Here is a 25,622-nt window from a genome sequence, read left to right as displayed (position 1 = left end):
CCACGAGCAGAAAGGGGGAACAACGCTCATGTTCACATATTCGTATCCGCATTTTAACAAGGGAAGAATTCTGAAAACATCCATGTTGGAGGGACTACGCGATTTCCCCAGAGACTACATCGAACTGTACTATCGCGGTTATGCAGATGGCATTCTTGCAGGTGTAGAGGTAGAAGTGTTCCCGGACAAGCTGGTTGTTGCTCCTGGGATGGTGCTGCATAAAGGAAGGCTTTATATGCTGACAGAACCTATGGAACTGGCATACCAAGCTACGGGCCGGGTCAATGTGATGAAGCTTCGGTTTACCGCGGAGGAGACCGTGAGTGACATGACGATAAGCCAGTCGGAACTGCTCTTGGATGAAGAGACAGCGTGCACATCGAGAGAGTTGGAGCTGGCTCGATTCAAGCTGAAGGAAGGGGCCCGGCTGCGGCGGGACTACCAGACCTTTGCCGATTTGGCAACGGAGTTCAACACGCTGCATGTCATTCATGTCCCTTATGCAGCCGAGGGTGCAAGCACCTTATCCCCTGTTGTCATGAAGGATTATGCCGAGAGATTGCTTCGAACGGGTACCTCTGATCCCCAGGATCTGGTCTTTGCCATGATGTGTCTTAATGAAGGAACGGTTGCGCGCAGCGTCATTTTGCATCACATTGCCAGTCGATTGGGGCTGGAGTACAGAGAATACGATAATGCGCAAATTCATCGATATCTGGATCGTATACTGGCGAATGCAGGTCGGGGAACGGGACGTTCGGGTATGCCGGTGGGCGGACCACATCGTATGATTGTGGATTGAAATTTTCAAGAGAATGGGAGGATGTAAACGATGAAGCATTGGGATGAAAAAATTGTTGCAATGATGAACGGCATGACAACGGATGCCCCTGATGATGGATATGGACAAATTCCGGAAGAACCAGACCTGGACTTAACGGCTGCTTTTTTACAAATTGGTGGTGAGCCCTATTCATTTCAAGAAACGGAGCTGCTTGAAGGAAAGGCCCGGATGATGCTGCCACGGACCTTCAAGCCTATGTCTGAGCACATGATGAATCTAAAGTATCCTTCACAGCACAGACCCGGTACGATTTACACGAATGCAGAAGGCACGATTAATATCGCCGTGAATCACACGGTTAACCCACTGCCAGGGGAGGATCTGCCCTTGTTTAAACAGAGCATGATTCAGATTTTGCGGCGAACGCAGAAGCTTACCAAGTGGTACGGGGACGGTGATCGCACCGTGGGAGAACGTGCTGCGGCAACTTGCGAATTTTTGACTCCTGTCGTGAATGCGAATCTGTATCATCTCATGCTGTTCACTTCGTTGGATGTACGGGCACTGATCTTTACCTTCAACTGCACAGATCTGGAACTGGACGATTGGAAACGTGTGGCTTCCGCGATGATGAACTCCATCCGTTTTGAGGTCGATGAGGAAAGGGGCGATGTAATGTGAGTATTGAAGCCTTGTCATACAAAAATGTGAGAGTAAGCCCGTTCGAACTGGTCAGTCTGCATGAACTGGTTATTACCAAACAAATGAATGATCACGCATGTGTGAAGTTCACGGGAATTGTGGATGAAGAAAAAAAGGATACATACGTGCGTTTAAGCGGTTCGGATACGCTCGTCGAGATCAGTCAGATCGATGAGGAAGGCAGTACATCTGTACTGTTCAGCGGTTTGATTCTAAATGTTGGGGTGATGGTGACCGGTGGCGTCTATATGCTCGAAGTGGAGGGCATCTCTCATACCCATGAACTGGATATCCGTAAGAAAAGCCGTTCGTTCCAAAATCATGGCATGACGTATCCACAGTTGTTAGACCAAGTTGCGGCTGACTATCCCAACATCGATATCATGGATGCTGCAACAGATGGGGCAGCCATTGGAAAGTTCACCCTTCAATATGAGGAGACGGACTGGCAGTTTCTGAAGCGTATTGCATCCCGTCTTCGAACGGGTTTGATGCCTGCATCCGTATTTGATACTCCCAAATTCTATTTCGGTGTGTTTGATACGTCATCCAAGGGGAAGCTGGAGGATTTCAATTACAGAGTCCGCAAACGGATGGATAAGTTCCGTTACACCTCGCAGAACACCAAGGTTGAGGTTGGCGAAGAGGATTACGTGTATTACGAAGTGGAGACAAATCGCGTACTGGATCTGGGGAATGCCATCGAATTCAAGGGCAAGCTTCTGTATGTATATGAGGCATTCACCGAAATGAAAAATGGTCTGCTCAAGCATCGTTATACACTAAGTACACATCGGGGACTCCGGCAAAATACATTCCATAACGATAAAATTATCGGAGTTTCGCTGCAAGGTGTCGTCATTGGCATCGACAAGGATCGATTGAAAGTGCATCTGCACATTGATCCAGCGCAAAACGAGGGTGAGGCGCATGCTTTTCCCTATCAGTCCGTGTATACGGCGGAAGGAAACAGTGGTTGGTACGTGATGCCCGAAAAAGGGGATCATGTGCGGGTTTATTTTCCCGGCAACAAGGAAGAAGAAGGGGTAGCTACGAGCTCGGTACGCCAGAACTCGGATGAAGGCGAGAGCAACAAGCTGAGTAACCCGGATCATAAATACTTCCGTACCGCCGCTGGTAAGGAATTGAAGATGACACCCGAAGAGGTGATTGTTACGGGCAAAGACGGGGAGATTTTTATTCGGCTGAGTGAAGGCGGAGGTATCGAAATTATTAGCAGTCAGCAGATCACGATTTCCGCCAAGGAAGATATCATGATGAATGCCGAGAAAAGTATTGTGTTGTCTGCGAAAGAAGAAATCAGTCTGACCTGCAAAGAGAGCAACATCAAAATGGACGGTACAACCTCATTGGTAGGTACAGAACTGAAAACCAATTAAAAGCGAGTAAAGTTCTACTGCAAATTAACTTTTAATTAGTTCTTATAACAATGTATTGGTGATCTTTAAAAAGGAGAAAGGAGGAATGCTTGTGACTACTGCGCTTGTGCAATTCAAGCAAGAGATCGTAATCCCACTACGCAACCAAGTGATGCTCCGCTTCGAGCAGATGTATCAGCAGAATCGCGAACGTTTGAAAGAAGAGTTTCTCCGTCATTTTGCCAAGAAATGTCAAATAGTTCTAAATGCGCAGAAGATCGGTGAACATGGAGCGGTGGGACATGTTACATATTCAATGCTTCGAACACGACTAATGGACGGCCAGGCCCTGTATTTGACCGAAATGGCTGACGAAACGTGGTTATTTGATCCCTCTCCCATTGAAGGAGAATATGATGCTTCCTGGGCATTTGGTTATCTGGATGTGATGCTGGCTAGTTGGGAAGAAGAATTGCATCGGCCTGGTTCGCTCTATGCAGGCTCCATTTCACGACCAGATCTGGAACATATACTCTTGAAGGAAGCTGAACACGGACACGCCTATGTGACGAATCTGATTCATCTGGCAATGCCGGAAGCTGTGCAATGTGAATCGTTTATCCATCTGGAGAAGTGCCCGTCCTTTGAAGTTCGGGTAGGTGAATATCTGGATGTGAGCGAATCCGTGTACAAAACGAATAGTGATCCAGGCGATGAATCAGAGATGCGAAAATGGCTTGCTGAAAGAATCGAGGGAGCCTACGGATATGCGGCTTTGGAACATCTGGATCTGGCTGGAGGAGATTATAGCGGGATGGATTTCCGTTACTCAGCTTTTCGCAATGTGGCGTTTGGAGGGAGTCAATTCGAAGCCAGCAATCTGTTGAATACCGTCTGGGAGCAATGTGACTTGACGGATACCCGATGGAATAGAAGTCAGATGTATGGTGCTCGTTTCCGAAAATGCAGGATGGTAGGTGCCATATTTCATGGCATAGAGGCGAGGCAGGGGTTGGCTGATCCTGAGATCTGGGAGATCCCGGGATTTCATCCGATATCCTTTGCAGGGACGGATCTGAGAGAGGCAGACTTTGTACTGGCGGATCTTCAAGGAGCGGATTTTACGGGAGCGTTGCTAGAAGGCACTGTGTTTGGCGTATGCAACTTGGCTGATGCGGATTTCCGTGGAACGGATGTGTCCAGGGTCGATTTTACAGGTTCGCGTTTGGAGGGGGCGCAGATGGATACCGGAGCTTCCTGTCCCATCCAGGGTCGTCCCGCAGCCCGGAAACGAGAGGGCCTGGAGCATATCGATGGGACGATCGAGGACCAGTTAGCCTACTTTATGGAGCGGAACTTACAGCAGAAGGGGCGGATGGCATGAGAAACGATTGGTTCCGGATCATGCAGGATATGCGTGTAACAGGGGCTCTTGAACCGATTGGTGTCAAAGGAATTATTCAGCCCGAGTGGATGAGAGGCGATCACTTGAATGAACTGGAACAAGCAAATTTGCAGTTTACGATTCGCCCTAATCGAAATCCTGTTCCTGTGGATCTGATCGAGCGGCCGTATCCGTTATGGTCTGATGAGCTTAAACGTTTGCTGAGTACATTCGCTCCACGCCTGATGTTCAGGTTGGCTGGGCTGATGGATATGGAGAGACAGCAGTTACACCCTTACTGGTTCATGGTGCCGCCACAGCTGGCAGCACTATCCATGAACAGTACATTTGACAGCAGTGGCAAGTTGAACGTACTTCAGGTCGATGGCGAACGATTGAGCAGCACAAACTGGCCGATTATTCAGTTGACGGACGAACGATTGAAGGAAACCGTGATCTTGGTGAACTTGGCATTGGCTGAAGCAATTTTACGCCGGGACTATACCGGACTGCGCCTGCAACGCGTGGATCAGGTTTAGAGGCAGAACCGTTAACGGAACTATTAAAAATAATCTGGGCGAAAGGCCAAAGAGGAGGAAAAAACAATGGCTGAAGCTATTGGTGCTACAAGACCTGATGTTGTGGATGAAGGTGCCGGGGGCCCAACGTATGTTGTGGCAGGAGCGATATTAAGCTGTTCTTGCGGTACGCAGTTAAATCGATTGAAAATCCCTTACAGCCACGGCGTTCATTTGAAGGAAAAAGCACAACTGAATGTGGCCGATGCAACACCCATGATCCACATCATGCCTTTTGGAAATTGCACAAGTCAGTTGAATCCTGTCGTGCAGACCGGCGAATTCGACATTGAGGGCGTTCAGAAAGCACCCTGTATTCCGTCCGTGTCTACACCGTGGATGGATGGCAAAACCGATGTGCTCATCGAAAATGAACCTGCCTTATTAAGCACCTGTATGAACATGTGCCTCTATGGAGGCTACATCCAGATTGAAGATGATGGTCAAGAGCTTGGCGGATCTTCCATAGGCGGCACAACCGGGTTCGGCGGTAACATCAGGTAACGTACATCTTAGAATATAGCTGAGTCCTTTTTTCCGTGTGCTGACATTGCTAGAGGAAAGAAGTGAGACAATGAGTGTAGTGGAAGCGGCTGTGAGTATGGGGAATATCCGATGTACATCTCCATACACGCTGCAGCATATACAAGATTTGCGTATCGAGCGCAAAGCAGGGGATCATGCCCGCCTGTATCTACAAGGCATCATCCCGGAAGAACATCAAGATCGGGATCTGAACATCCTGGCTCAGGATGAAACGGTGTCCCTGGTGGAGATTGGGGATCAGGGGCAGGAAGTACGCAAACTGTTCCAGGGACTCGTGCAGGATGTCAGCATCCGCCGAGTTCAGGGGATATACATATTGGAACTGGAGGCCGTATCCTATTCCTATTTGCTGGACATTGAATCTCGTATCCGTTCATTTCAGAACAAGGATCAAGACTGCGAAGATGTCATTCGGCAGGTACTGAAAGCTTACCCGAAATCGGATGTCATTGATTATGTGAGTGGGAGTTCGAAGCTTGGGGCCTTGACCCTCCAATATCGGGAGACAGATTGGCAATTTCTACGCCGATTAGCATCCCGGTTCGGTGCAGCGATCATTCCCGAAATCTCGGCTGATTCTCCCAAACTGTATATTGGTGTACCGGAAGGGCGATATACCGAATTGCCAGAACAAGCGTATACGCTAAGACGGGATATGAGAGCTTTAAAAGAAGCCTGGTCCGTGGGAGCCGTTAGCGTAACCGAGAAAGACTTCACGAGTTACGTGCTGGATACCCATCGCTGGCTGGCGCTCGGAGATACCGTTCTCTTCCACGAAGAAGAACTGAAGGTCGCCGCTTGTGATAGTCGAACGGTAGGCGGCATGCTTCGGCATACCGTCACGCTTAGTCCGGAAAGTGGCATTCGGCAAAATGAAATTCGGAACGATGACATTGCAGGGGCCGCGCTGGAAGGGAAGATTATCGGGGTTACCAAAGATACGGTGAAAGTGCATCTGGATGTGGACGCGGATCAATCCGAATCGGAAGCAAGCTGGATGCCGTATTCTGCGGTATATGCCGGAGATGGCGGCGGGTTTTACAGTATGCCGGAAGCGGGCTCCGCGGTTCAGGTGTATTTCTCCAGTGGGCAAGAGAGTGATGCATTTGCGATGGGCTCTGTCCGCCGCGGCAGTCAGCCTTCCCCAAAGACCGCTGATCCAGCTACCAAGAGCTGGGGAACCAACTATGGCAAAGAAATGAAAATGACCGACTCGGAAATGTCCCTGATCGCCACAGAAGGAAGTCTGTTCATTACGCTGGACGGCGGCGGGGTCACGATTCAGAGCAATAGCGGAATTGTAGCATCTGGCGGGCAGGAGATCACACTCGCGAGCGAGAAAAAGATAGGGATCGAGGCCCAAGAGACGATCTTCCTTCAGTGCGGAGACAGCAGTATGATTCTGGACGGCATGACGGATCTGAAGGGCAGCGAAGTGCTACTGGACGGATTGATCAAAATGCCCGTAACCGTGGAGGATCTGGAGCCGGTACCAGAAGCACCGTTTGTGTCCGAGGTGCAGATGGAAGAGGAACCGGAAGAGGAGAAAAAAGGCTTCTGGGGTAAAGTGCTGGATGTGACTCAGACCGTGCTGGACGTCGCCGGTATGATTCCGGTCATTGGTGAAGTCGCCGATTTGGCGAACGCGGGCATCTATGCCGCTCGAGGAGATTATACGAACGCGGCATTATCCGCCGCAGCTGCAATTCCGTTTGTGGGCTGGGCGGCGACTGGAGCCAAGTTCGTGGTGAAGGGCTCGAAGTTGCTGTCCAAAGCAGGCAAAGTTATTGACAATGTGATGGGTGTAGCCAACAAGGTCATGGACAAGGCCGGGCAGGTAGCGAAGGCCATGGGAGACCTGGCAAAGAAAGCCGGGGATACCATCTCTGGTGCGCTAGGCAAGGTCATGACCAAGGCGAAGGGGCTTATGAGCAACTTTAGTCCAGCGGATCTGGCGAATAAGCTAAAGAGCAAGCTGAACGATCTGATGATGAAGTCGCCGAAACTGGCGAACGGACTCAAGACGGCGGGCGGCATGGCGACCGGATTCATGCAGAACCTGCTGATCAGTGAGACGATGAATTATGGCTTAGAACAACTAAGTCAATATGTGGATTCGGATACAATTACCAAGGCTATGATTCTTCTGAGTATGTTGAATAGTAAGTATAAGAAGAATCAGAATCAGGGGATCACATCAAACAATAAAAACTCTGGGGATAAGGACAAGAGCAAGAAAGACAAGGATACGGGCAACAAGGATAAGGATGTACCCAAGGATAAGACGAAAGAAAAAGACAAAACGAAGGATGATCCAAACAAACCTAAGCCGAAAGATCAGGAAGCGGATAAATCCAAAGGGAAAACTGGAGACGATTCAAAGGATTCGTCAACATCAGATACCAAGAAGGAACAGAATGTTCCTGAGGGTTATTATCAAGATACAAGCGGAAGATGGCACCGTCCTGGCGGGGGCTATGCAAGTAACAAAGAAGTTGGTTTACCTGAACCAAGTGGCCTCACAAAACGCTTAGAATATATGGGGGATACACCTGGAAAAAGCTCTAGAACTGGTAAAGAAGTAATAGAGCGAATGAAGAAAGAAGATCCACCAAAAATTCGAACAACACGTGATGGAGATATGGAATTTATGGCTAGTGATGAAAAATGGTATCCTATAGATCAAGCAGATATGGCTCATCTAACTGACGCTGTCTCATGGTGGAACAGTAAGGGGAAATATTATGGTGCAAAGTCCCCGGAAGTTAGGGAATGGATGCTTGACTCCGATAATTATGTGTTAGATCATTATAGTTTGAACCGATCTGCAGGTGCGAAGTTAAATGAAACCTATTTGCCACCAGATAAATAATCATTTGGAGGGACTGAAATTGGAACTAGATGATCAAGTGTATGAGCAAATTTTAAAATTGTGTGAAGAGGGAAACACTCTAACTGAAAAAGGACAAATTATTAAAGCTATCGAGAGCTATACAGCCGCTCTGGAACTAGTTCCGTTACCGAAGAACAACTGGGAAACAAGTACATGGATTTATACAGCGTTAGGCGACACTTATTTTCATACGAATAGCTATGAAATGGCAAAGAATAATTTTTATAATGCATTAAACTGTCCAGATGGGATTTCAAATCCATTTATTTTACTGAGACTTGGAGAGAGTTTGTTCGAGTGTGGGGAAATTAATAAAGCTAAGGACTACCTGTTAAGAACTTACATGTTAGAAGGATATAAAGTTTTTTTTAGTGAAGATGATAAGTATTTTGAATTGATTAAAGATATGATTTGAGGAGGATAAATATGGCTGATTTGCAATCACCTATCAAAGAAAACTTTGAAATTCTTGTGAAAAAAAGTGATGAACTATTTAATAATGGTAATCATGAGGAATCTATTTTGTTGTTAGAAGAGGCTTGGAATTTAATACCCGACCCAAAGGGTATATATTGTGAAGAAAGCTATCATTTGGTGAAAGATATCGTTGCTACTTCTTTAATTTTAAATGATCTTAAAAAAGCAAAGGTGTGGGCGGATAAAATATTTTTAACTGGATTTGATCGCATAGATTCGGGTGATAAGGAATTTATTTCTGGAAAAGTTGCTTTCGAACTAGGTGATTTAGAAACAGCGAAAGAATTTTTCATCATCGCCAATAGGAAATCAGAAGGTAGATGTTTTGGAAGTCCAAAGAATACTAAATATCTCAAATTTTTTAAAAGTTAAAGATTCGATTGCGGTAATAGCTATGGAATTTTGTGTAAATTCATGAAAAACACTATTAACAACTCCGCAACACGGAATATTCACTCGTGTTGTGGTTTCTTTATATCCGCCGATATACGCGGAACAATATAAATATACAGGCGGGGCTTTTGAAAATGCCTCCACCCACTGCCGAGTAAGTCGCCTATTCATTCAAAAACACATATAACCCATGCTATACCTGTATAAAGATTTCTTCATTATGTTTGTACTCACATCAAAATGCTTTAATTTTAATAACCTAAATAACGCTACTTCGTTACATTGGACAAGTTGATTATTTTCTGATACCACCAAAATTTACTAAAAGCCTCTGCCTAATTTCGTCTAGCAGTTCCAATATGGTTTCATATGCGATATCGAGACACAGTTGTTTCGAATGATATGCCTCATAAAATCTATTAGCATATGATTTATATGGATGGATTTGTAATAGATATAAGTTTTAAGTATCCTCCGTCAGAAAACTGTAAAAAGTTATTGGGAGTTTTTAAGACCAAATTAAAAGCATTGAAAATTGAATTTAAACTATCCTAACTGAGGAGTAGATTATGCAATCAGGTGAAGTATTTAATACTGTATGTGAATTGATTTCTCAAAAGTATATAGACAAAGGATAGAAATATTCTAAGTCAAATCATTGCATGACCAAAAAAGATGGAAAACTTACGTATAAAGTATTTTTTTATTCAAATTGGAATAATGTAACTGATAAAAGTGTTGGGCTATATGGTGAAAGTGCAATTTTCTTAAATAAATCAAAAAATAAAATTTTTCACATAAGTACTCGTAAATGCAATGTTCCGAGTGATCAACTTTACTGGAATATTGCAGTTCGAGAAAACTGGAATCAAGCAATGGAGGAGTTTACTACTTGGTTAGATGAGGTTTTTATGCCAATTGTACACGAATGTACAAATAATCTGGATGTCTTTATTAAGAAGGTTGTCTCCGATGGTTTTTATTCTTTAGGTGGCTACATGGTAGATATTCATTTTATTTTATTGTATGGCTCACGCGAATTAGCAGAAAAGGCAACAAAAAGATTGTACGAAAGTTTAGAAGATACTGTTAAGAATGAATACAAAAAAAAACTATGAAAGTATGATAAAGGGAAATGAAGCAGTGAGTGCATATGGTAAAAACATGATGAGAAATTATTCAAATTTTAGAACCATCATAGAAAATAAAATAGTAGTGACCTTATAGTACTGATGGTTTGTCTTATATTATACAGAATTAAAAGGCTTATTCGAACTCGAACGAGGGGGGAGAAAGAGCCTTTTTTGTATGCTTAAAATCAAGGGGAAAACGTCATGACTTTGATTATATGCATTAGCTAAAGTAATAATTGGAATCATCTTTTGGATCTGGAGGACGTGTCCTATTCCTATTTGCTGGACAATGAACCTCGTATCCGTACATTTCAGAACAAGGATGTCATTGATTATGTGAGTGGAAGTTCGAAGCTTGGGGCCTTGACCCTCCAATATCGGGAGACGGATTGGCAATTTCACCGCCGATTAAAGAGTTCAAAAATATTATAATTACTAGAGTACAAAGAAAAAATAGGGATGGAGTTTTGATTTATGAATAATGGAAACGAATATTTGGGAGAAAATAACATAGATTCATTTTTAATGTTTTTAAAGGGAAACTACAGTAGCAATTTTAAGGCTTGTGATGCAATTGATATGATGCAAATAAAACAAATCGCAGAGGGTAGAAAATTACCTGAAGCGTATTTGAAATTTATGGAGTGCGCTGGTAGGGGCTATATTATGTTCAAGGGGTCAGACTATACTATAAAAGACATAGAAATATATAGAGAATTAAAGGAGGGAGCAATAGAAGTATTAGAGGAATGTAACTTTAAAAATAGAATAGGTGACGAACAATTTGTTTTTATGGGACATCAAGGATACATGTACTGGTTTTTTGATCTAAACGATGGTAGTAACCCTCCAGTCTATTTTTTTGAAGAAAGCTATGATGAGTCAGTTACTCAAGGTGAGTTTATAAAATTGAGTGATAGTTTTTCAGAGTTTTTGATAAAATAATATAATGATGAACTTCAATGTTATTAAAGGTCAAGAACTATCTGAGAATGAAAACAAATTTCGAATCTGTTATTAACTTTGTGTAAACAGTCCCCAAAAACATAATGGTGGGGGATACCCAGTGCCTGCAGGATGATGACAGTATTATTTATGGTGAATTAAATTCGGTATTCAAGTCATAAATGTAGATACCCCAGACATGAGACAGTACTATGATTTTCTTGGAATAAGTAATGGTGCGCGTTGTGGTGGGATTGATTTTTGGTCATATGAAGAACTGAACAAGAACCAATATCGTCTAACAAGCTGGATGGATGATGTGGGTGACTGACTTGAAGTTGGACAAGTATTGTATGAGCCGTTAGTGATTAATAGAAACTCCGGTTTGCTATTCGTTCTGAAAGAAGAAGATGGAATACAAGTAGAAGAAAACATGGGGAGTGGAATAATTTTTTATTCAACTATGTATTTGGAAACGGGTACAGAATTTTATATTTTAACAAATTAGTTTTTGTCTCCAAAAATTCTATATTACGGAGTGCCAACACTTGAATAAAGAATATACGAAGTTCTATGTTGTGATGACTTAATATAATTAAGATTTTGAAAATAGCTGAACAATATAAAACAGGAAACCGATGAATAATTTAGAAGGTTATTCAGAGACTTCGATGACAAATAAACGATTACATATCGCAACATAGAGAAACGACAGGGAGTGAGTAAATGGAATTTGAGTTTCATATCACAGTGAATGATTTAACGTTTGAAGAGAAAGAAAGCTTTATTGAACTGTGTCAGGTGGAGCAAGTTAAACCGATTATGATCGTGCTGGATCAGGGTGAATACATCCATCAGCCGATGATTACAGGCTTAATACATAGTACTTATTTTGATGAAGTGAACAGCATCATTAAACAGATGGTCACAAGGTTCCAAGGTAACGACTTTACAGTTGTACGAACAAAGGTAGAGGTTCCAGCGAAGGAAGAGAAGTATTTTCATCAGCGAATAGTTGCGCATTCTACCCCGTATTTTGAATGGCATGGCAAAGTACAGGTGGATGATGTAGAAAGATTAAAGGAGCTATGTGAAGGCGATGGCGGACATATCTCACGGAACTCGCTGAATGCGAATGGGAAAATTAGATTTGTTACGGTCAGAGAATACAATAGTTCTGAAAAATTCTACAGCAGAGTAGAGAAGATACATAATATCTTACAGCAGAACAAAATCGAACTGTTAAAACAGCAATATGAACTGTGCATCTATGACAGTCGGGAAGAACTGGATCGTGGATGGATCTAACCGAATGTTGAGTACGATAAGATGAATAGAGGAGGAGAACAGGTGTCTGGAAAAAATGTAAAATTACATAGCTTGAATGAGGATGAGAGATTCATTGTTGTATTAGAAGCTCTATTGAAGCGTGCCTCTCTGGTGAATAGTCCATTTATATTAAAAGGAAGCTTATTGACAAGACAGTATTTGGAGAATCCCAATGTTCGTTATGTGGACGACATCGACTTTCTGTATACAGGTCGAATTGAGACTGAGGACCAGGCCAATGAAATATTTACAGACTGGATGATCCGGGTAACGGAGATGGACCTGAATGACGGTATCGTATTCCGAAGCTTTAGTGAGAATGCCTTCTGGCGCAGAATTGACTACGCGATGGCGGATGATTTTCCAACGGTGAACACGGAGCTTGCCTTTTATATTGATAGTGAACCAAGGAGCGAAAATGAGTATGAAGATGAGGATGAGCTGCATCTTGATATATCCTTTAACCTCGAATTGAATGAGAAGTCTATCGCTCTATCGTACCAACCTATGGTTGGAGAAGCTTTTGTCGTTCCTCACACCGTGCCACTCTCCATTCAAATCGCTTGGAAGCTGCATCAAACGATAGTGAGGCCCCGCTTCAAAGATCTGTATGATTTGCAGCATCTGTTGTCTAACCCGTCATACGATCAGCAGGCGCTCAAGGAGACAATGCAGACCCTGGTCAATGAGTGCAGTATGGACCCGGCTATTACAAGAGAAGATATGAAAAAGGTGCTAGTTGACGATCTGCATGATGTGTATTCGAGGTTAAACTACGATTACGATCTGCAATATTATGCAGGAAGTCGCAGTCCTGAAGTGTACTTTATGGAGTTTGTTTCGGAGCTCCGCAAAACGATGAATCACGCAGGAATTAATAGTTACGCGTATGATCATTTACCAAGTTGTACTACGCACAAATAGAGCTTCTCATTTACAAGTAAGCTGAATCATTGTTTGTCTAACCGTAGATGAATTTGAAAGGAACACCCTATCTCCGATACAATGTTCTCTTAGAGTCTGAGAGAATGGATTCAATACGGCTCAGAAATGGAGAAATACAATATGACTGATTTTATCAACGCTGACGATATTAACGATGTGATTTTGGCTGCGGCGGCTTCAGAGTTGGAGCAGATGGTGGACAAAATATGTGAACTGATCGGTACGCCTTTGGAACAGACAACAGAGCTGGAGCGTCAGGTGATTGCTGCTTTTGGATTTGGTGCGGTATATGGCATCACTCATCGGGATCAGCTGACGGAGCCACAGGCTCATGCACTGAGCATCCGTATGCTGATTAAACCTTTTAACTATAGTGAGCAGCAGGCTGTAGATTTTGCCGATGATCTGATCCGGGTGGCTTCCGATCGGGAAGTTCATCCGGTGATGAACACGATTATTCATCGTGGTATCGATGGACACCGCCAGTTTAATCAGGAAGATGATGAGGGACTCGCCCGCAACATTCAGGAGATTTTGGCGGCAGTACAACCGGAGAGAACCTGAAGAAGCAGAGCGTTCACCCTTTCATGTAGTGGTACAGACAGTATTTGTCTAATGAATTGTTAACTTAATTGGGAGATGATCGCAATGGATCTGATGAAGTTAAGTAAAGAGCTCTCATACGCCTTGCGTCACGCCCCATGGGAGTATGAGCTGGAGCTGGACGAAGAGGGCTGGGTGGAGATTCCGCAATTGCTGGTGGCTTTACATGAAAGTCCACAGTGGAAAGACGTCACGGAAGCGGATCTGGAGCAGATGATTCAAGCTTCTGAGAAAAAGAGACATGAGATTCATTCTGGCCGCATCCGGGCATTATATGGTCATTCGACTCCGCAAAAGATATCCAAAACACCTGCCGACCCACCGGAGATACTCTATCATGGCACGCCACTGCGGTCGGTTGCTTCCATTATGGAGCAAGGTTTGCAGCCTCGTCAGAGGCAGTATGTTCATCTATCTGCAGATATGGATACCGCCAATCAGGTGGGACGAAGACGTGATGACCAGCCAATAATACTGAAAATTAACGCGGCTCAAGCGGCCAAAGAAGGTATTTTCTTCTATCATGGAAACGAAAATATTTGGCTGGCCGATCACATTCCGGCACGATATATCGAGCAATGATCGATGTAACGGTTATGGAGACTACCGATATCTAAATCGAGAATTCAAGTCGCAATCGGACCGGTTCAATGTACAGTTATCCGATTAACTGCTATATCGTTTTAAAGATTGTTTTATAACACCAAAAGGGACACATCCAACATTCGTTGGTGTGTCCCTTTTTGATTTCCATTCTCTTCTCTTCTCTTCTATTTAAAATTACTTGCCCAAAATCGCTTTAACACCCTCACTCAATGGTTGAGCCGGACGGCCAAGCAATTTTTCCAATGTATCACTCTCTACAGCCAGTGCACCTTCACGGATAGCACTTTGCATATCAACGAGCATGGAGACTACAAAGTCAGGCAGGCCTGCACCTTTCATGATGTCAGCGTAAGCAGCATCGTCTACGTTTTGCACATTGATGTCCTGTCCAAGCACTTCCCCAACAATAGCGGCGAGCTCAGCTTGAGTAAGAAGTTTACCAGACAACTCATATACTGAATTCTCATGTCCCTCACCTGTCAGTACTGCAGCAGCAGCATGCGCATAATCACTGCGAGTAGCCCAGCCCACTTGGCTGGCGTTAGTTGCATGCACCCAAGGTGCGCCCTGTGAAGCTGCTTGAACGCTGCCTGCTTCATTTTCGAGGTACCAGTTGTTGCGCAGGAAGGAATAAGGAATGCCGGATTCGCGGATAGCCTGTTCTGTGGCACGATGTACTTCAGCCAGTGAAAGGGTGTTTTTCTCCGCATTCACAACGCTGGTATAAGCGATGAATCCAACACCTGCCTTTTTGGCGGCGTCTACAGCAGATTGATGTTGGCGAATACGCGTTTCATTGTCCCCGTCTGTGGAGATCAGCAGCAGCCGATCTACGCCTGCAAATGCTTTTTCCAGCGTTTCCGGTTGATCGAAATCACCTTGACGAACGTCCACACCTTGAGCGCGCAATGCTTCCGCTTTCTCCGGGTTGCGTACACTTACAGCCAAATCCCCAGCAGATACCGTTTTTAACAAAGCCTCTACGACCAGTGAACCCAAATGACCTGTTGCGCCAGTAACTAAAATTTTCATTGTATTTTCCTCCTATAAGGTATGTTTTGTGTCGACACAAAAGTGGAATGTCAACGACATGAATAGATGTAATCGTATGTGTTATAACAGGTGTGATTACAACGAAAGGTTTAAAAAAAGCTCGTAATGAGCTTTTTTTATTCAGAGACGTGAACCTGATCCATCATCTGTTGTATCGTTACACGTTTCAAACGCTGTTCCATAGCTAGCTGAGCCTCAATAAGTTCGGCGCGCAAGGTTTGTTCGATCATGCTGCCAACCGGACAATTTGGGTTTGGATGTTTGTGGAAGTTAAACAACTCGCCATCCTCCACAACCTCAAGCGCACGATAGATATCCAAAAGGGTAATATCGGCGGGGTCCTTCAACAAAGAAGCACCGCCGACACCGGGTCTGACCTCAATTAGGCCGGCCTGTTTCAGCTTGGACATAATGCGCCGAATAATGACGGGATTGGTATTCACGCTTTTGGCGATAAAATCTCCCGTACACTCATTGGGCACAACAGCGACCAGGGACAGCGTATGAACCGCAATGGAAAAGCGACTGCTGATTTGTTTCATGCATGATCACCACCGTTGTAACTATAATAGTTACAAATAAACGTGATGTCAATGATGAATTTCAAAGTAGCCGTGTATTGAATTATCATTTTGGATATATCTCAACCTTTAACCGCCCCGGAAGTCAGACCACCCACAATATATTTTTGCCCAATGAGGAACACAATCAACACTGGCAGGGAAGTAAGCACAATATCAGCACTAACCAGATTCCACTGGGCACTGAATTGTCCGAAGAAGTTATAGACAGCGAGCGTCATTGGCCACATCTCGACGGTATTGAGCATGTACAGTGGGGCGGTAAACTCATTCCAGACACTCAGGAAATTAAGAACAAATACCGTAACCAGGACAGAGGTTAACAAAGGCACAATAATTCTGAGAAACAGCTTGATCCCGTTGCATCCGTCCATGATCGCTGCTTCATCCAGTTCTTTCGGAATATTGGATACAAACGCATATGTGATGAATAGCGAGATCGGAATACCCATCGCGGTATAGAGCAGAATCATGCCCACATGCGAATTAATCATGCCCAGCGACTTCATGACCTCCATTAGTGGAATGTAGTTCAATGGCAGCGTAATGCCCAGAATAAGAAAGAAATATAGGAACTTGCTTAACTTCGAATAATTACGCGATAAGGTGAAGGCTGAGAACGCCACAACAAACACCAGCAGAAGGGAAGAAGCCGTTGAATGCAGCAAACTGTTGAAAAAGGAACCACCCAAGTGTCCCTGCTCATAGACGATTTTATAATTTTCAAAGATGAACTTCTCGGGCAGGGTCAGTTTGAGCACTTTGGCTTCGGCATCGGACTTGAATGAATTCAGCACAATGACGACAAAAGGAATCAGGACCACCAGGCTAAGAAGCCAAGCGAGTACATTTAATCCGATGGAAACCAGCCGTTTTTTCACACGCATCTAGTATTCCACCTTTCGGTTCATCAAGCGGATGATAAAGAAGGAGATGATCGCCATAATGACAAACAGAATCGTGGATAATGCACTGCCGAGCCCCCAATAGCCTTTAGCAAAAGAGGAATATACGGCTGTGTTAATTACATCCGTCGCGTTGCCCGGTCCGCCATTGGTCAGTACATATACCGCATCAAATACCCGCAGCCCATACGTAATATTGAGCACCGTAGCGATGGTGATCGTGGGCATCAGCATCGGAATCGTGATTCGAAACAGCTTCTGCCAGAAGCCGGCACCGTCAATCGATGCCGCTTCATAATAATCCCGAGGAATGGCGAGTAGTCCAGCAATGAACAGCACCATAATGTACCCCATGCCTTTCCACGTATCCACCGCCATAATAGATGGCATTGCCCAGGTCAGGGAGCCCAGCCAGTTCTGGGCCAGAACGTCCAGACCCAGCGAACGCAGTGTCACGTTAACGAAGCCGTTGTTGGGATCGAGCAGGCTTTTGAAGACCAGGCCGACAATCAGGAACGAAAGTACTTGGGGTGAAAATATGATCATCCGGTGCAGATTGGCGGCCTTCACACCGCTGACCAGCAATAGAGCTAGGAATAGGCCCAGAACCGTCTTGGCGATCGAAGTAATCAGAGTGAAAAGGACTGTATTCTTAATGAAAAGTAAATACGTTGGATCACCCGCCAGAATGGTTCGGAAATGCTCCAGACCAATAAAGTTTTTCTCCGAACTGTAACTGTTCCAATCGGTGAAGGAATAATAGATGCCCAGCAGGGCGGGAGCGACGATGAACAGCAGATACAGCACAATCGCTCCAGATGAGAAATACCAAGGATATATCTTATTTACATTCATAAACTGTTACACCTGTCCTTCCTGCCAAAATGCATGAGTGCATGGTGCCTCACCTCGCTGCATTATAATGGTGGTTAGCCACATGCCTCATGTGTTTACCCAGAATACGCGCTGTTATTGCCACGCCTCATCCTTCAGCACTTTGGCTTGCTCAGCCCGGCGTTTATCAATATTTTGCAGAATCTGATCAGGGGTCATGGCTCCGGCGAACATGCCGGAGAGATCCTTGCCGATATCCATCCATTGCGGATCAATGTACTTCACAGCGGCCTGCATGACCGTACCTTTCTCATGATTTTTCTCATAATCGATATAGTCCTGTGTCAGCTTCGGTTCAATTTCAGGCCAGCAGATGGTCAGATTGCCTTCACCACCATCGAATACACGCTGCAGATGATCATGCTCCGTAATCCACCGGAAAAACTTCAGTACCTCTTCCGGGTGCTTGCTGTTTTTGTTGCCAAACATCGCAGCCGAACCGCCCGGATTCACACCAATCGTCTGATTATCGCCCCATGGCATCACGAAAAATCCCATATTGTCCTTCATGTCTGGATACGCCTCAGACACTTCCTTTTCGGTGCCCGGAACTCGAAGTAGCATCGCTGCCTTCTCCTGACCAAAGGCTTCAATGCCAGCCTCGACCGTGTTGGACAGAAAATCCTTGCCGAAGTAACCCAGATCCGCAAATTCCTTTAACTGTTCAATGACCGTCTTGAGCTGCGTCAAATCCGCGACCTTCATCTCATTGTTGTTCAGCTTCTCGTACGTTCCCGGCGCAGCTTGCTCATAGTTTGGACCGGTTTCGAACAGAGGCAGCACCTGATACCATCCGCTGGCAGGAGCCTGATAGAACGGAATGATGTCCTTATCCTTGATTTTCTGGCTGATCGCCTTGAACTCGGCGTAGGACGTTGGCGGCTGGATGCCGAGCTCTTCAAAGATGCGTTTGTTATAGTACACATACCATATTTTTGATGGTGCAAAAGAAACCCCGTACACCTTCTCTTTATAGCTAACCGTTGGTAAAATCTCTTCGGACATGCGTCCTGTAAATTCCTCATTGGTCAGATCAATTGCATTTTCCTCAGGTCTTACGTTGGCAGGCATGCTAAGTGGATCCACATCGACATTAAAAATATCAGGAGCTTCGCCGGAGGCGAGCTTCACCTTAATCAGGTCACGCCACTGGGCATCAGGGACCACCTGAAAGTCAATTTTCACACCCGTTTCCTGCTCATATTCTTTAGCCATCGTTTGCATGATACCCGTACGTGGAATGCCGCTCTGACTTGTTCCGAACGTTAGTGTTACCTTCCCTGAACCTTCGGAACTTTCACCGGAGTTGCACCCGGCAAGAAGCAGGCTGGACAGCAACAGCGCACCTACGAGGGATAATAGAAATCGTTTTCTCATCAATGAACCTCCCATGGAATAAAGAATAATAGCTCTTGCCGAAACGCTTCATGTAAGCGTATTCTTATGTGAATAACTTTACGCGGAACGAAGAATGCGCTCAATAGACAAAAGCGTTCTGTTGGGTGGACATTTTCGAGTAAGTTGCAAGACATCATCCGATAACGAGGTGTGAGATGGTTAAGTACCGATTCAGAACGCTTCAGCAAAGCCTGTTTGCCTACTACTCTGCAGTCTTTATTGTATTTTCATTGATTGTGGCCAGTCTCTTGTATGTTTTTCTTGCCAATGACATTCGTAGTCGAAGTGCCGAACAGCAGAAACAGTTGGGGAATTCGATGGTAGGCAATCTGGATCAGGAAATCGTCAAAATGAATAATTTCTCCATGAACATCGTATATTCCAATCTGGTCAAGGAGCACTTCAGTCACTATTTATCTCCAGCGGAGGACAATGAACAGACGCTGACAAGTGACCCGGCGTTTTACAAGGATACAACAACGCTGATTGATGTCATTCTGGCGATCATTAGCAGCTCCAACACAGCGAAACAAGCTAATATCTATGATGTGAACGGTAAAATGCTGGGGGCCGGTGCGTTCAATGGACAGCTGTCCGTAGATCTGACCCAAAGACCATGGTACGAGGAAACGTGGGCGCGCAATGGCTGGCGTGTCATAAGTTTACTGGATGGTGGGGCATTACCGATGCCAACAGGGCAGGGGGAGTCAGGCAAACCATATCTTTCCCTTACCCGGGTGTATAAGGATGGAAATTATGTCTCGCAAGGAGTAGTGGAAATTTTGCAGGATGCAGGAACCGTGTTCCAGCATTTAAACGATGTGCAAGCGGGGAACGAAAATCTGAGCGTCTATGTATTGAATGAACGTAATGAGCTTTTATATCCTTTTTTGTCCAATGAACATCCGTTAAATGCAATCCATTCCGACGTTGTTAACTTGATTCGAAACGATCAATATCCACCAGGAACGATGCAAGAAGTCGTAGATCCCAATGGAAATTCGAAGCAAATGATGACCTACACGACCTCGCTGGAGACCGGATGGACGGTTATTGTGATGCAATCCAAACAATCCCTGTTTGCGAATTTGAATCGCATGGCTCTTCTGTTCATGGGGGCAACTTTAGCTACCTTGATGCTTATTCTGCTCCTCTCATACCTGATCTCCAAACGTGTTACCTTACCGCTCCATCGTTTGCAGCGCATTATTCAGAAAACTGGCGTCCACGATCTGACCACGGGTCAGGACTCTGGTCAGTTGTTCAAGTTGGAAGTTCCAGGTTCCATCCGTGAGATGGATGAGTTGAATGATACCTTTATCCAATTGAATCAACAGCTTGTGCAGTCTTTTCAGGACATGCTGGCAATCAAATCTCAGGAAACGGATGCCAGATTGCTGGCGTTGCAGTCCCAGATGAACCCTCACTTTCTGTATAACAACATTACGAACATCAGCATCATGGCGGAAGAGGGCATGAATGAACAGATCGTTGCGTTCTGTGGTCATATCGCATCCATGCTGCGTTACATCTCGGCTCCGAACAAAAGCGGTGTTCCATTGGAAAAAGAAATCGACTACTGTGAGCGGTATTTGGAATGTATGAAAATTCGGTTCGAAGATGATCTGCTTTATGAATTCCATGTTCCTGACTTGATGAAAAATCTTCAGGTCCCCATGCTGCTAATTCAGCCTTTGCTGGAAAATGTCATGAAATATGGACTGCGTGATACACCACCATGGAAGTTGCATATCATTGGAGAGCTGGACACTTTGCAGGAGACTTGGCTAATGACCGTCGAAGATAACGGACCTGGCATGGAACCTGAGGCGCTCGCGCTCATCCAACAGTACATACAACAATCACAGGAGTGGGAGCGTATGCCTGAACTTGAGATCAACGGGATGGGATTGAAAAACATCTGGATCAGACTCAAATTATGGTATGGCTCCGCGGCACATATGCATATTACGAATAAACCTTCTGGCGGCGTCAGCATTACGATTGGCGGTTCCATTCGAAAGGAGCACAGTTAAAACTCATGGTGATGACATATAGAACTATTATTGTGGAAGATGAGGCGTTGATTCGCCGCAACGTATCCCGGAAATTCAGCGAGCTGGGCACACGGTTTGAGGTTATAGGTGAGGCTAGGAATGGACAGGAAGCATTGGAACTGATTGAACATACGGTGCCTGATCTGGTCGTTACCGATATTCAGATGCCCGTCATGAATGGTCTGGAACTGGCGAAACATCTGTATTTTGCCTATCCGCATGTCAAGATCGTGATCCTGAGCGGCCATCATGAGTTTGAGTTTGCACGTCAGGCGATCAGTTACAAAGTGGAGGATTATTTGCTCAAACCCCTCACAGAAGAACAGCTTCGATCGCTGCTGGATGCGATGGAATTAAAGCTTGGCAGTGCAGAGGATTCGCTGGCACATGTTAGTGCAATGCTGGATGAACAGGTGAAGCCGGAGGATATCGCAGAGGCAGTCAAGTTGTATCTGAAACAGAACTATATGCATGAAATTACGTTGCAGGACATGGCAGGACAGATGCATTTTAGTGTAGATTACCTGGGGAAGTGTTTCAAAAAGGTGACGGGTGAAACCCCGCTCAAATACATGACAGGGCTTCGAATCAACGAAGCAAAACGCATGCTCGCGGCCTTTGAAGATATGGATATCAAGACAGTAGGTAAAGCGGTGGGATATAGTGATTCCCATTATTTTAGCCGTATCTTTAAAAACAAGACAGGACTGTATCCCAGCGAGTATCGCCAAAGGTTACAATAACGAAAAAAAGCCCTGTCCATGGCTCTTGAAGAACCACGATGACTGGAGCTGATTATTGTAACAAAGCATCTTCCGTGATTTGGCGGATATCAAATGGGGAGCGGTTACCTTCCTCAATGATGTCGGGGAGAATATGTTCGAGGAAATAGTGTACACAGTGGAGGTCAATATTTTTGATTTTGATCAGGGCATATCGGTACATCACGATAAATTCCTTTTCTGTATTGCCACGCTGCAGTTCAGCAAACGCTTCGTATACCTGATCCATTTTGTCTGCCACTTCCAGAATAAGTCCTTCGACAGAATTGTCTTTGCCTTCACGCAGCTGTCTGCGGAAAATCGGCTGGAACTCTTCAGGAATATTTTCGTTAATAAAATGCTCAACCATGCCTTCTTCTACTTGCTGCAGCATCGAACGAAGCTCCAGTGAATAATGTTTAACTGGCGTTTTGATATCACCGATGAAGATTTCGCCATAATCATGACTGCTGGTGATCTCGTAAAGCTTCTTCCAATCGATGGCGACCCCATGCTGTTCCTCAATATCGGCGAGTGTTTTGGCATATTGCACGACTTTCCAGGAGTGGGCGGATACGCTGTGTTCCTCGAACTTGAATTTTCCCGGCGTACGAATAATGCGTTCGAGATCGTTGAGTGATCTAAAGTACGTATGAATTCCCATATAAGTAATCATCCTTTGTTGGTTGGGTATGAACCGACTATACACCAGTGATGTTAACACAGGATTAACGCCGTATGAGGTAAATGTAAAATCAGTTCAACTGTTAGTCTGCCCATAGATCCGATGGTAATTACATGGTGTAGAGTGAGTAAATTAAGAAATGCGAACTATTGTTCTTATATTGTTTTCGTTGTAAAATCTGGAGTGGACGGTTTATGTTCCCTATTTCTTCGAAAGGAAGTTTTTGCACCATGATGGGAAGATCCCACCTGATTATCGGGACCACTGTATCCCTCTCTGTTCTGCAATTGGCAGGTATGTCTGTGACTGCACCGGCGGTTACCGTGGCTCTGATTGGTTCGCTGCTGCCAGACATTGATGAGCCCAATTCGCTATTGGTATCCAAGGCATTGCCGAACAGCCTCATCCGGCTATTACAGACAATCCTGCTGCCTGTCGCCGTATTTGTGTACTTCTATGTACAGGCAAAGCCATGGAATCTGCTGCTCGCCATTCTGATTGGGATGGTATCTTTCTTACCGTCCCGTTCACTGCGCAAAGTGCTGATGTTTGCGATCGGACTGGGACTTGTATTTTATGGGCATGCCTTCGCACCATGGAATCTGATCGCGGGCAGTCTGTTAATGCTGTGTACCACCTTAACCCACAGGGGATTGACACACACATTATATGGAACCGCCGTATGGACTGGGTTGCTCTACAGTACAACTCATTTGCAGGGGCCTGAGATCTGGGTAGCTGGAGGCACAGCCTATGTCATGCATCTATTGGCAGATTCGTTGACGAATCGCGGCATTCGTCCATTGCCACCACTCAAGTGGCGTATAAGAATCAATCTCATGAGTACGGGCACGAAACATGGTGCCGTTGTGGAAAATGTGTGCATTGTGCTGGCTCTTATTTTGGCCTGGATTGCATTCTCCCCTTTATTTCTGTAAACCAAATCATGCCAGCTTCTGCTTATGCAGAGGCTGGCATTTTGCAATTCATCACTACATCTTAATTTCCCCTTCATCTTTAGGACGGATTTCGTGTTCTAAACATCAAAAAAAGATGCCCTGAAAATCAGGGCATCTTCTATAGAAAAAGTTACGCGTTTCCGATAATCGTGTTCAGTGTTGTCTGATCCAGACCCTTCACCAGTTTCACGAGCAACTCTTTTGCCGCATCATAGTCATCCGTATGAATGATGGAAGAAGAAGTATGAATGTAACGGGCGCAGATGCCAATTACCGTTGAAGGCACACCGATACCGCTCAAATGAACCGCTCCGGCATCCGTACCGCCAGGAGAGATGAAATATTGCATTTTGATCTGATTTGTTGATGCTGTGTCCTGAACATATTCAACAATACCGCGATGGGTGAACATGCCCGGGTCGAAGATACGTAGTAAAGCGCCTTGTCCAATATGTCCGAATGATTGTTTGTCTCCTGTCATATCATTCGCGGCACTGCAGTCCAGTGCAAAGAAAATATCCGGTTCAATCAGATTGGCAGCCGTGCGTGCACCACGAAGTCCCAATTCTTCTTGGACTGTTGCACCGCAATAAAGGGTGTTTGGCAATTTTTCTTTATGCAATGCTTCAACTAGCTCAAGTGCAAGTCCTACGCCGTAACGGTTATCCCATGCTTTTGCCATAATTTTCTTCGGATTAGCCATCGGAGTGAACTCACAGATCGGCACGATCTGCATGCCCGGGTGAATGCCCCAAGACTCTGCTTCTGCACGGTTATCCGCACCAATATCCAAGTACATATGGTTAAGATCAACCGGTTTATTACGCTGGGATTCATCGAGTAGATGAGTAGGTGTTGAACCAACAACCCCTGTAATCCGGCGATCCGGAGTGATGAGTTCCAGACGTTGAGACAGCACAGCCTGACTCCACCATCCACCGAGTGGGCGGAATTTGATCATGCCTGTTTCCGTAATGCCTGTGGTCATGAAACCAACTTCGTCGAAGTGACCTGCAACCATGACTTTGGGTCCGGACTCCTCTCCCCGCAATACGCCAAAAAGGCTGCCCAAGCGATCCTGGACAAATTCATCCGTATAAGGAGACATTTGTTCTTTCATCCATCCGCGAAGCTCGCGTTCAAATCCGGAAACGGAAGGGAATTCCGTTAACGTGCGAAACATTTCCAACGTTTTTTGATTCATGTGTCGACAACTCCTCTGCTTGTATGTAGATCAGGTCTCAGCAGAACGGCTGCCGGACTGTTGTCCTTCGGAAGAGAAGAACGTTTTATTTAACCACTGGTCACACTACAGTATGAACCTTGCGCAAGTAATTGTCCATGGTTATGTCACGTATCTCAGGCATGAATGGTTACTCGTTTAATGTTTCATCGGGCCATAAAATCCGCACCAAGCACAGTCGCCAAGCAGCTGCATTGAATATGCATATAGTAAGGAACCGTTTTGCTTAACCAGTATTCCATAAGGTATTTAATGACCCACTAATTTCACTTGCCTCACAACAGGAAGGAGCTGGGACAATAGATGACGCCACCCGATGAAGGCAATGAAACCATCCTTTGTATCGTCCTTTTTATTTTGCTCGTGATCATTCTGCTTTATTTATAAAT

The 25,622-nt window shown here is 45.0% G+C and carries 25 protein-coding genes and 1 pseudogene; 19 read left to right on the top strand and 7 right to left on the bottom strand.

Annotated features, from left to right (window positions below; genetic code table 11):
* The first annotated feature begins 28 nt into the window (after nucleotides 1-28).
* The 16 genes and pseudogenes from BUA17_RS18490 (at nucleotide 29) to BUA17_RS18420 (ending at nucleotide 14,673) form a co-directional block, all read left to right on the top strand.
* Entirely contained in the window at nucleotides 29-802 is a 774-nt protein-coding gene (locus tag BUA17_RS18490; RefSeq protein WP_072734545.1) for a DNA and RNA helicase, read from the top strand.
* A gap of 30 nt (nucleotides 803-832) precedes the next feature.
* Nucleotides 833-1,465, top strand: coding sequence for a hypothetical protein (locus BUA17_RS18485; RefSeq protein WP_072734544.1), 633 nt, complete (start codon nucleotides 833-835; stop codon nucleotides 1,463-1,465).
* Entirely contained in the window at nucleotides 1,462-2,886 is a 1,425-nt protein-coding gene (locus BUA17_RS18480; protein WP_072734543.1) for a contractile injection system protein, VgrG/Pvc8 family, read from the top strand. The genes BUA17_RS18485 and BUA17_RS18480 overlap by 4 nt, the downstream gene beginning before the upstream one ends.
* A 91-nt stretch (nucleotides 2,887-2,977) precedes the next feature.
* Entirely contained in the window at nucleotides 2,978-4,249 is a 1,272-nt protein-coding gene (locus BUA17_RS18475) for a pentapeptide repeat-containing protein (protein ID WP_170867884.1), read from the top strand.
* Nucleotides 4,246-4,788: a hypothetical protein gene (locus BUA17_RS18470; RefSeq protein WP_072734541.1), complete on the top strand. Its 543-nt coding sequence runs from the start codon at nucleotides 4,246-4,248 to the stop codon at nucleotides 4,786-4,788. The genes BUA17_RS18475 and BUA17_RS18470 overlap by 4 nt, the downstream gene beginning before the upstream one ends.
* Nucleotides 4,789-4,854: 66 nt before the next feature.
* Nucleotides 4,855-5,331 carry a DUF4280 domain-containing protein gene (locus BUA17_RS18465; protein ID WP_064636287.1) on the top strand — a complete coding sequence of 159 codons (477 nt, stop codon included), beginning with the start codon at nucleotides 4,855-4,857 and terminating at the stop codon, nucleotides 5,329-5,331.
* A 70-nt stretch (nucleotides 5,332-5,401) separates the two neighbouring features.
* Entirely contained in the window at nucleotides 5,402-8,245 is a 2,844-nt protein-coding gene (locus tag BUA17_RS18460) for a contractile injection system protein, VgrG/Pvc8 family (RefSeq protein WP_072734540.1), read from the top strand.
* Nucleotides 8,246-8,264: 19 nt separating this feature from the next.
* On the top strand, nucleotides 8,265-8,681 hold the full coding sequence (locus BUA17_RS18455) for a hypothetical protein (protein ID WP_072734539.1): 417 nt from the start codon (nucleotides 8,265-8,267) through the stop codon (nucleotides 8,679-8,681).
* An 11-nt stretch (nucleotides 8,682-8,692) separates the two neighbouring features.
* Nucleotides 8,693-9,115 carry a hypothetical protein gene (locus BUA17_RS18450; RefSeq protein WP_063567250.1) on the top strand — a complete coding sequence of 141 codons (423 nt, stop codon included), beginning with the start codon at nucleotides 8,693-8,695 and terminating at the stop codon, nucleotides 9,113-9,115.
* Nucleotides 9,116-9,705: 590 nt separating this feature from the next.
* Nucleotides 9,706-10,363 (top strand): annotated as a pseudogene (locus BUA17_RS18445) (hypothetical protein).
* 170 nt (nucleotides 10,364-10,533) lie between these two features.
* A complete protein-coding gene (locus tag BUA17_RS31265) occupies nucleotides 10,534-10,701 on the top strand; it encodes a hypothetical protein (RefSeq protein ID WP_211754052.1) in 168 nt (55 codons plus the stop codon).
* A 42-nt stretch (nucleotides 10,702-10,743) separates the two neighbouring features.
* Nucleotides 10,744-11,214, top strand: a complete 471-nt coding sequence (locus tag BUA17_RS18440) for an SMI1/KNR4 family protein (protein ID WP_072734538.1) — start codon at nucleotides 10,744-10,746, stop codon at nucleotides 11,212-11,214.
* 726 nt (nucleotides 11,215-11,940) lie between these two features.
* Entirely contained in the window at nucleotides 11,941-12,522 is a 582-nt protein-coding gene (locus tag BUA17_RS18435) for a hypothetical protein (RefSeq protein WP_072734537.1), read from the top strand.
* A gap of 42 nt (nucleotides 12,523-12,564) precedes the next feature.
* A complete protein-coding gene (locus BUA17_RS18430) occupies nucleotides 12,565-13,467 on the top strand; it encodes a nucleotidyl transferase AbiEii/AbiGii toxin family protein (RefSeq protein ID WP_244552177.1) in 903 nt (300 codons plus the stop codon).
* Between the two features lie 141 nt (nucleotides 13,468-13,608).
* On the top strand, nucleotides 13,609-14,052 hold the full coding sequence (imm48, locus tag BUA17_RS18425) for an Imm48 family immunity protein (protein WP_072734535.1): 444 nt from the start codon (nucleotides 13,609-13,611) through the stop codon (nucleotides 14,050-14,052).
* 84 nt (nucleotides 14,053-14,136) lie between these two features.
* Nucleotides 14,137-14,673, top strand: a complete 537-nt coding sequence (locus BUA17_RS18420) for an RNA 2'-phosphotransferase (RefSeq protein WP_072734534.1) — start codon at nucleotides 14,137-14,139, stop codon at nucleotides 14,671-14,673.
* A gap of 198 nt (nucleotides 14,674-14,871) precedes the next feature.
* On the opposite strand, the gene BUA17_RS18415 is transcribed toward BUA17_RS18420, so the two are convergent.
* From BUA17_RS18415 to BUA17_RS18395, 5 genes are all read right to left on the bottom strand, one after another.
* The gene (locus tag BUA17_RS18415) at nucleotides 14,872-15,729 is read right to left on the bottom strand and encodes an SDR family oxidoreductase (RefSeq protein WP_072734533.1); all 858 of its coding nucleotides are present in this window, start codon (nucleotides 15,727-15,729) and stop codon (nucleotides 14,872-14,874) included.
* 137 nt (nucleotides 15,730-15,866) lie between these two features.
* Nucleotides 15,867-16,292: an Rrf2 family transcriptional regulator gene (locus BUA17_RS18410; RefSeq protein ID WP_063567255.1), complete on the bottom strand. Its 426-nt coding sequence runs from the start codon at nucleotides 16,290-16,292 to the stop codon at nucleotides 15,867-15,869.
* A 101-nt stretch (nucleotides 16,293-16,393) separates the two neighbouring features.
* The gene (locus BUA17_RS18405; RefSeq protein ID WP_072734532.1) at nucleotides 16,394-17,218 is read right to left on the bottom strand and encodes a carbohydrate ABC transporter permease; all 825 of its coding nucleotides are present in this window, start codon (nucleotides 17,216-17,218) and stop codon (nucleotides 16,394-16,396) included.
* Complete coding sequence (locus BUA17_RS18400) at nucleotides 17,219-18,091, bottom strand: carbohydrate ABC transporter permease (protein WP_072734531.1); 873 nt, start codon at nucleotides 18,089-18,091, stop codon at nucleotides 17,219-17,221.
* A 114-nt stretch (nucleotides 18,092-18,205) separates the two neighbouring features.
* On the bottom strand, nucleotides 18,206-19,507 hold the full coding sequence (locus BUA17_RS18395) for an ABC transporter substrate-binding protein (RefSeq protein WP_072734530.1): 1,302 nt from the start codon (nucleotides 19,505-19,507) through the stop codon (nucleotides 18,206-18,208).
* Nucleotides 19,508-19,683: 176 nt separating this feature from the next.
* Here BUA17_RS18395 and BUA17_RS18390 point away from each other — a divergent pair, with 176 nt between their 5' ends.
* Together BUA17_RS18390 and BUA17_RS18385 are read left to right on the top strand one after the other, a co-directional pair.
* Nucleotides 19,684-21,564, top strand: coding sequence for a cache domain-containing sensor histidine kinase (locus BUA17_RS18390; RefSeq protein ID WP_072734529.1), 1,881 nt, complete (start codon nucleotides 19,684-19,686; stop codon nucleotides 21,562-21,564).
* A 5-nt stretch (nucleotides 21,565-21,569) separates the two neighbouring features.
* Entirely contained in the window at nucleotides 21,570-22,328 is a 759-nt protein-coding gene (locus BUA17_RS18385; protein ID WP_072734528.1) for a response regulator transcription factor, read from the top strand.
* A gap of 52 nt (nucleotides 22,329-22,380) precedes the next feature.
* On the opposite strand, the gene BUA17_RS18380 is transcribed toward BUA17_RS18385, so the two are convergent.
* On the bottom strand, nucleotides 22,381-23,010 hold the full coding sequence (locus tag BUA17_RS18380; RefSeq protein ID WP_063567261.1) for a YfbR-like 5'-deoxynucleotidase: 630 nt from the start codon (nucleotides 23,008-23,010) through the stop codon (nucleotides 22,381-22,383).
* Nucleotides 23,011-23,261: 251 nt separating this feature from the next.
* Between BUA17_RS18380 and BUA17_RS18375 the strand changes: the two genes are divergently transcribed.
* Nucleotides 23,262-23,969, top strand: coding sequence for a metal-dependent hydrolase (locus BUA17_RS18375; protein WP_072734527.1), 708 nt, complete (start codon nucleotides 23,262-23,264; stop codon nucleotides 23,967-23,969).
* 151 nt (nucleotides 23,970-24,120) lie between these two features.
* On the opposite strand, the gene BUA17_RS18370 is transcribed toward BUA17_RS18375, so the two are convergent.
* Entirely contained in the window at nucleotides 24,121-25,194 is a 1,074-nt protein-coding gene (locus BUA17_RS18370; protein ID WP_063567263.1) for a M42 family metallopeptidase, read from the bottom strand.
* Between the last annotated feature and the right edge of the window lie 428 nt (nucleotides 25,195-25,622).

Source organism: Paenibacillus sp. ov031, from assembly GCF_900143165.1.
In the GTDB taxonomy this organism is placed as follows: domain Bacteria; phylum Bacillota; class Bacilli; order Paenibacillales; family Paenibacillaceae; genus Paenibacillus; species Paenibacillus marchantiae.
Note: the sequence above shows the minus strand (reverse complement) of the source record. Positions and strands in the feature narration are given on the sequence as shown.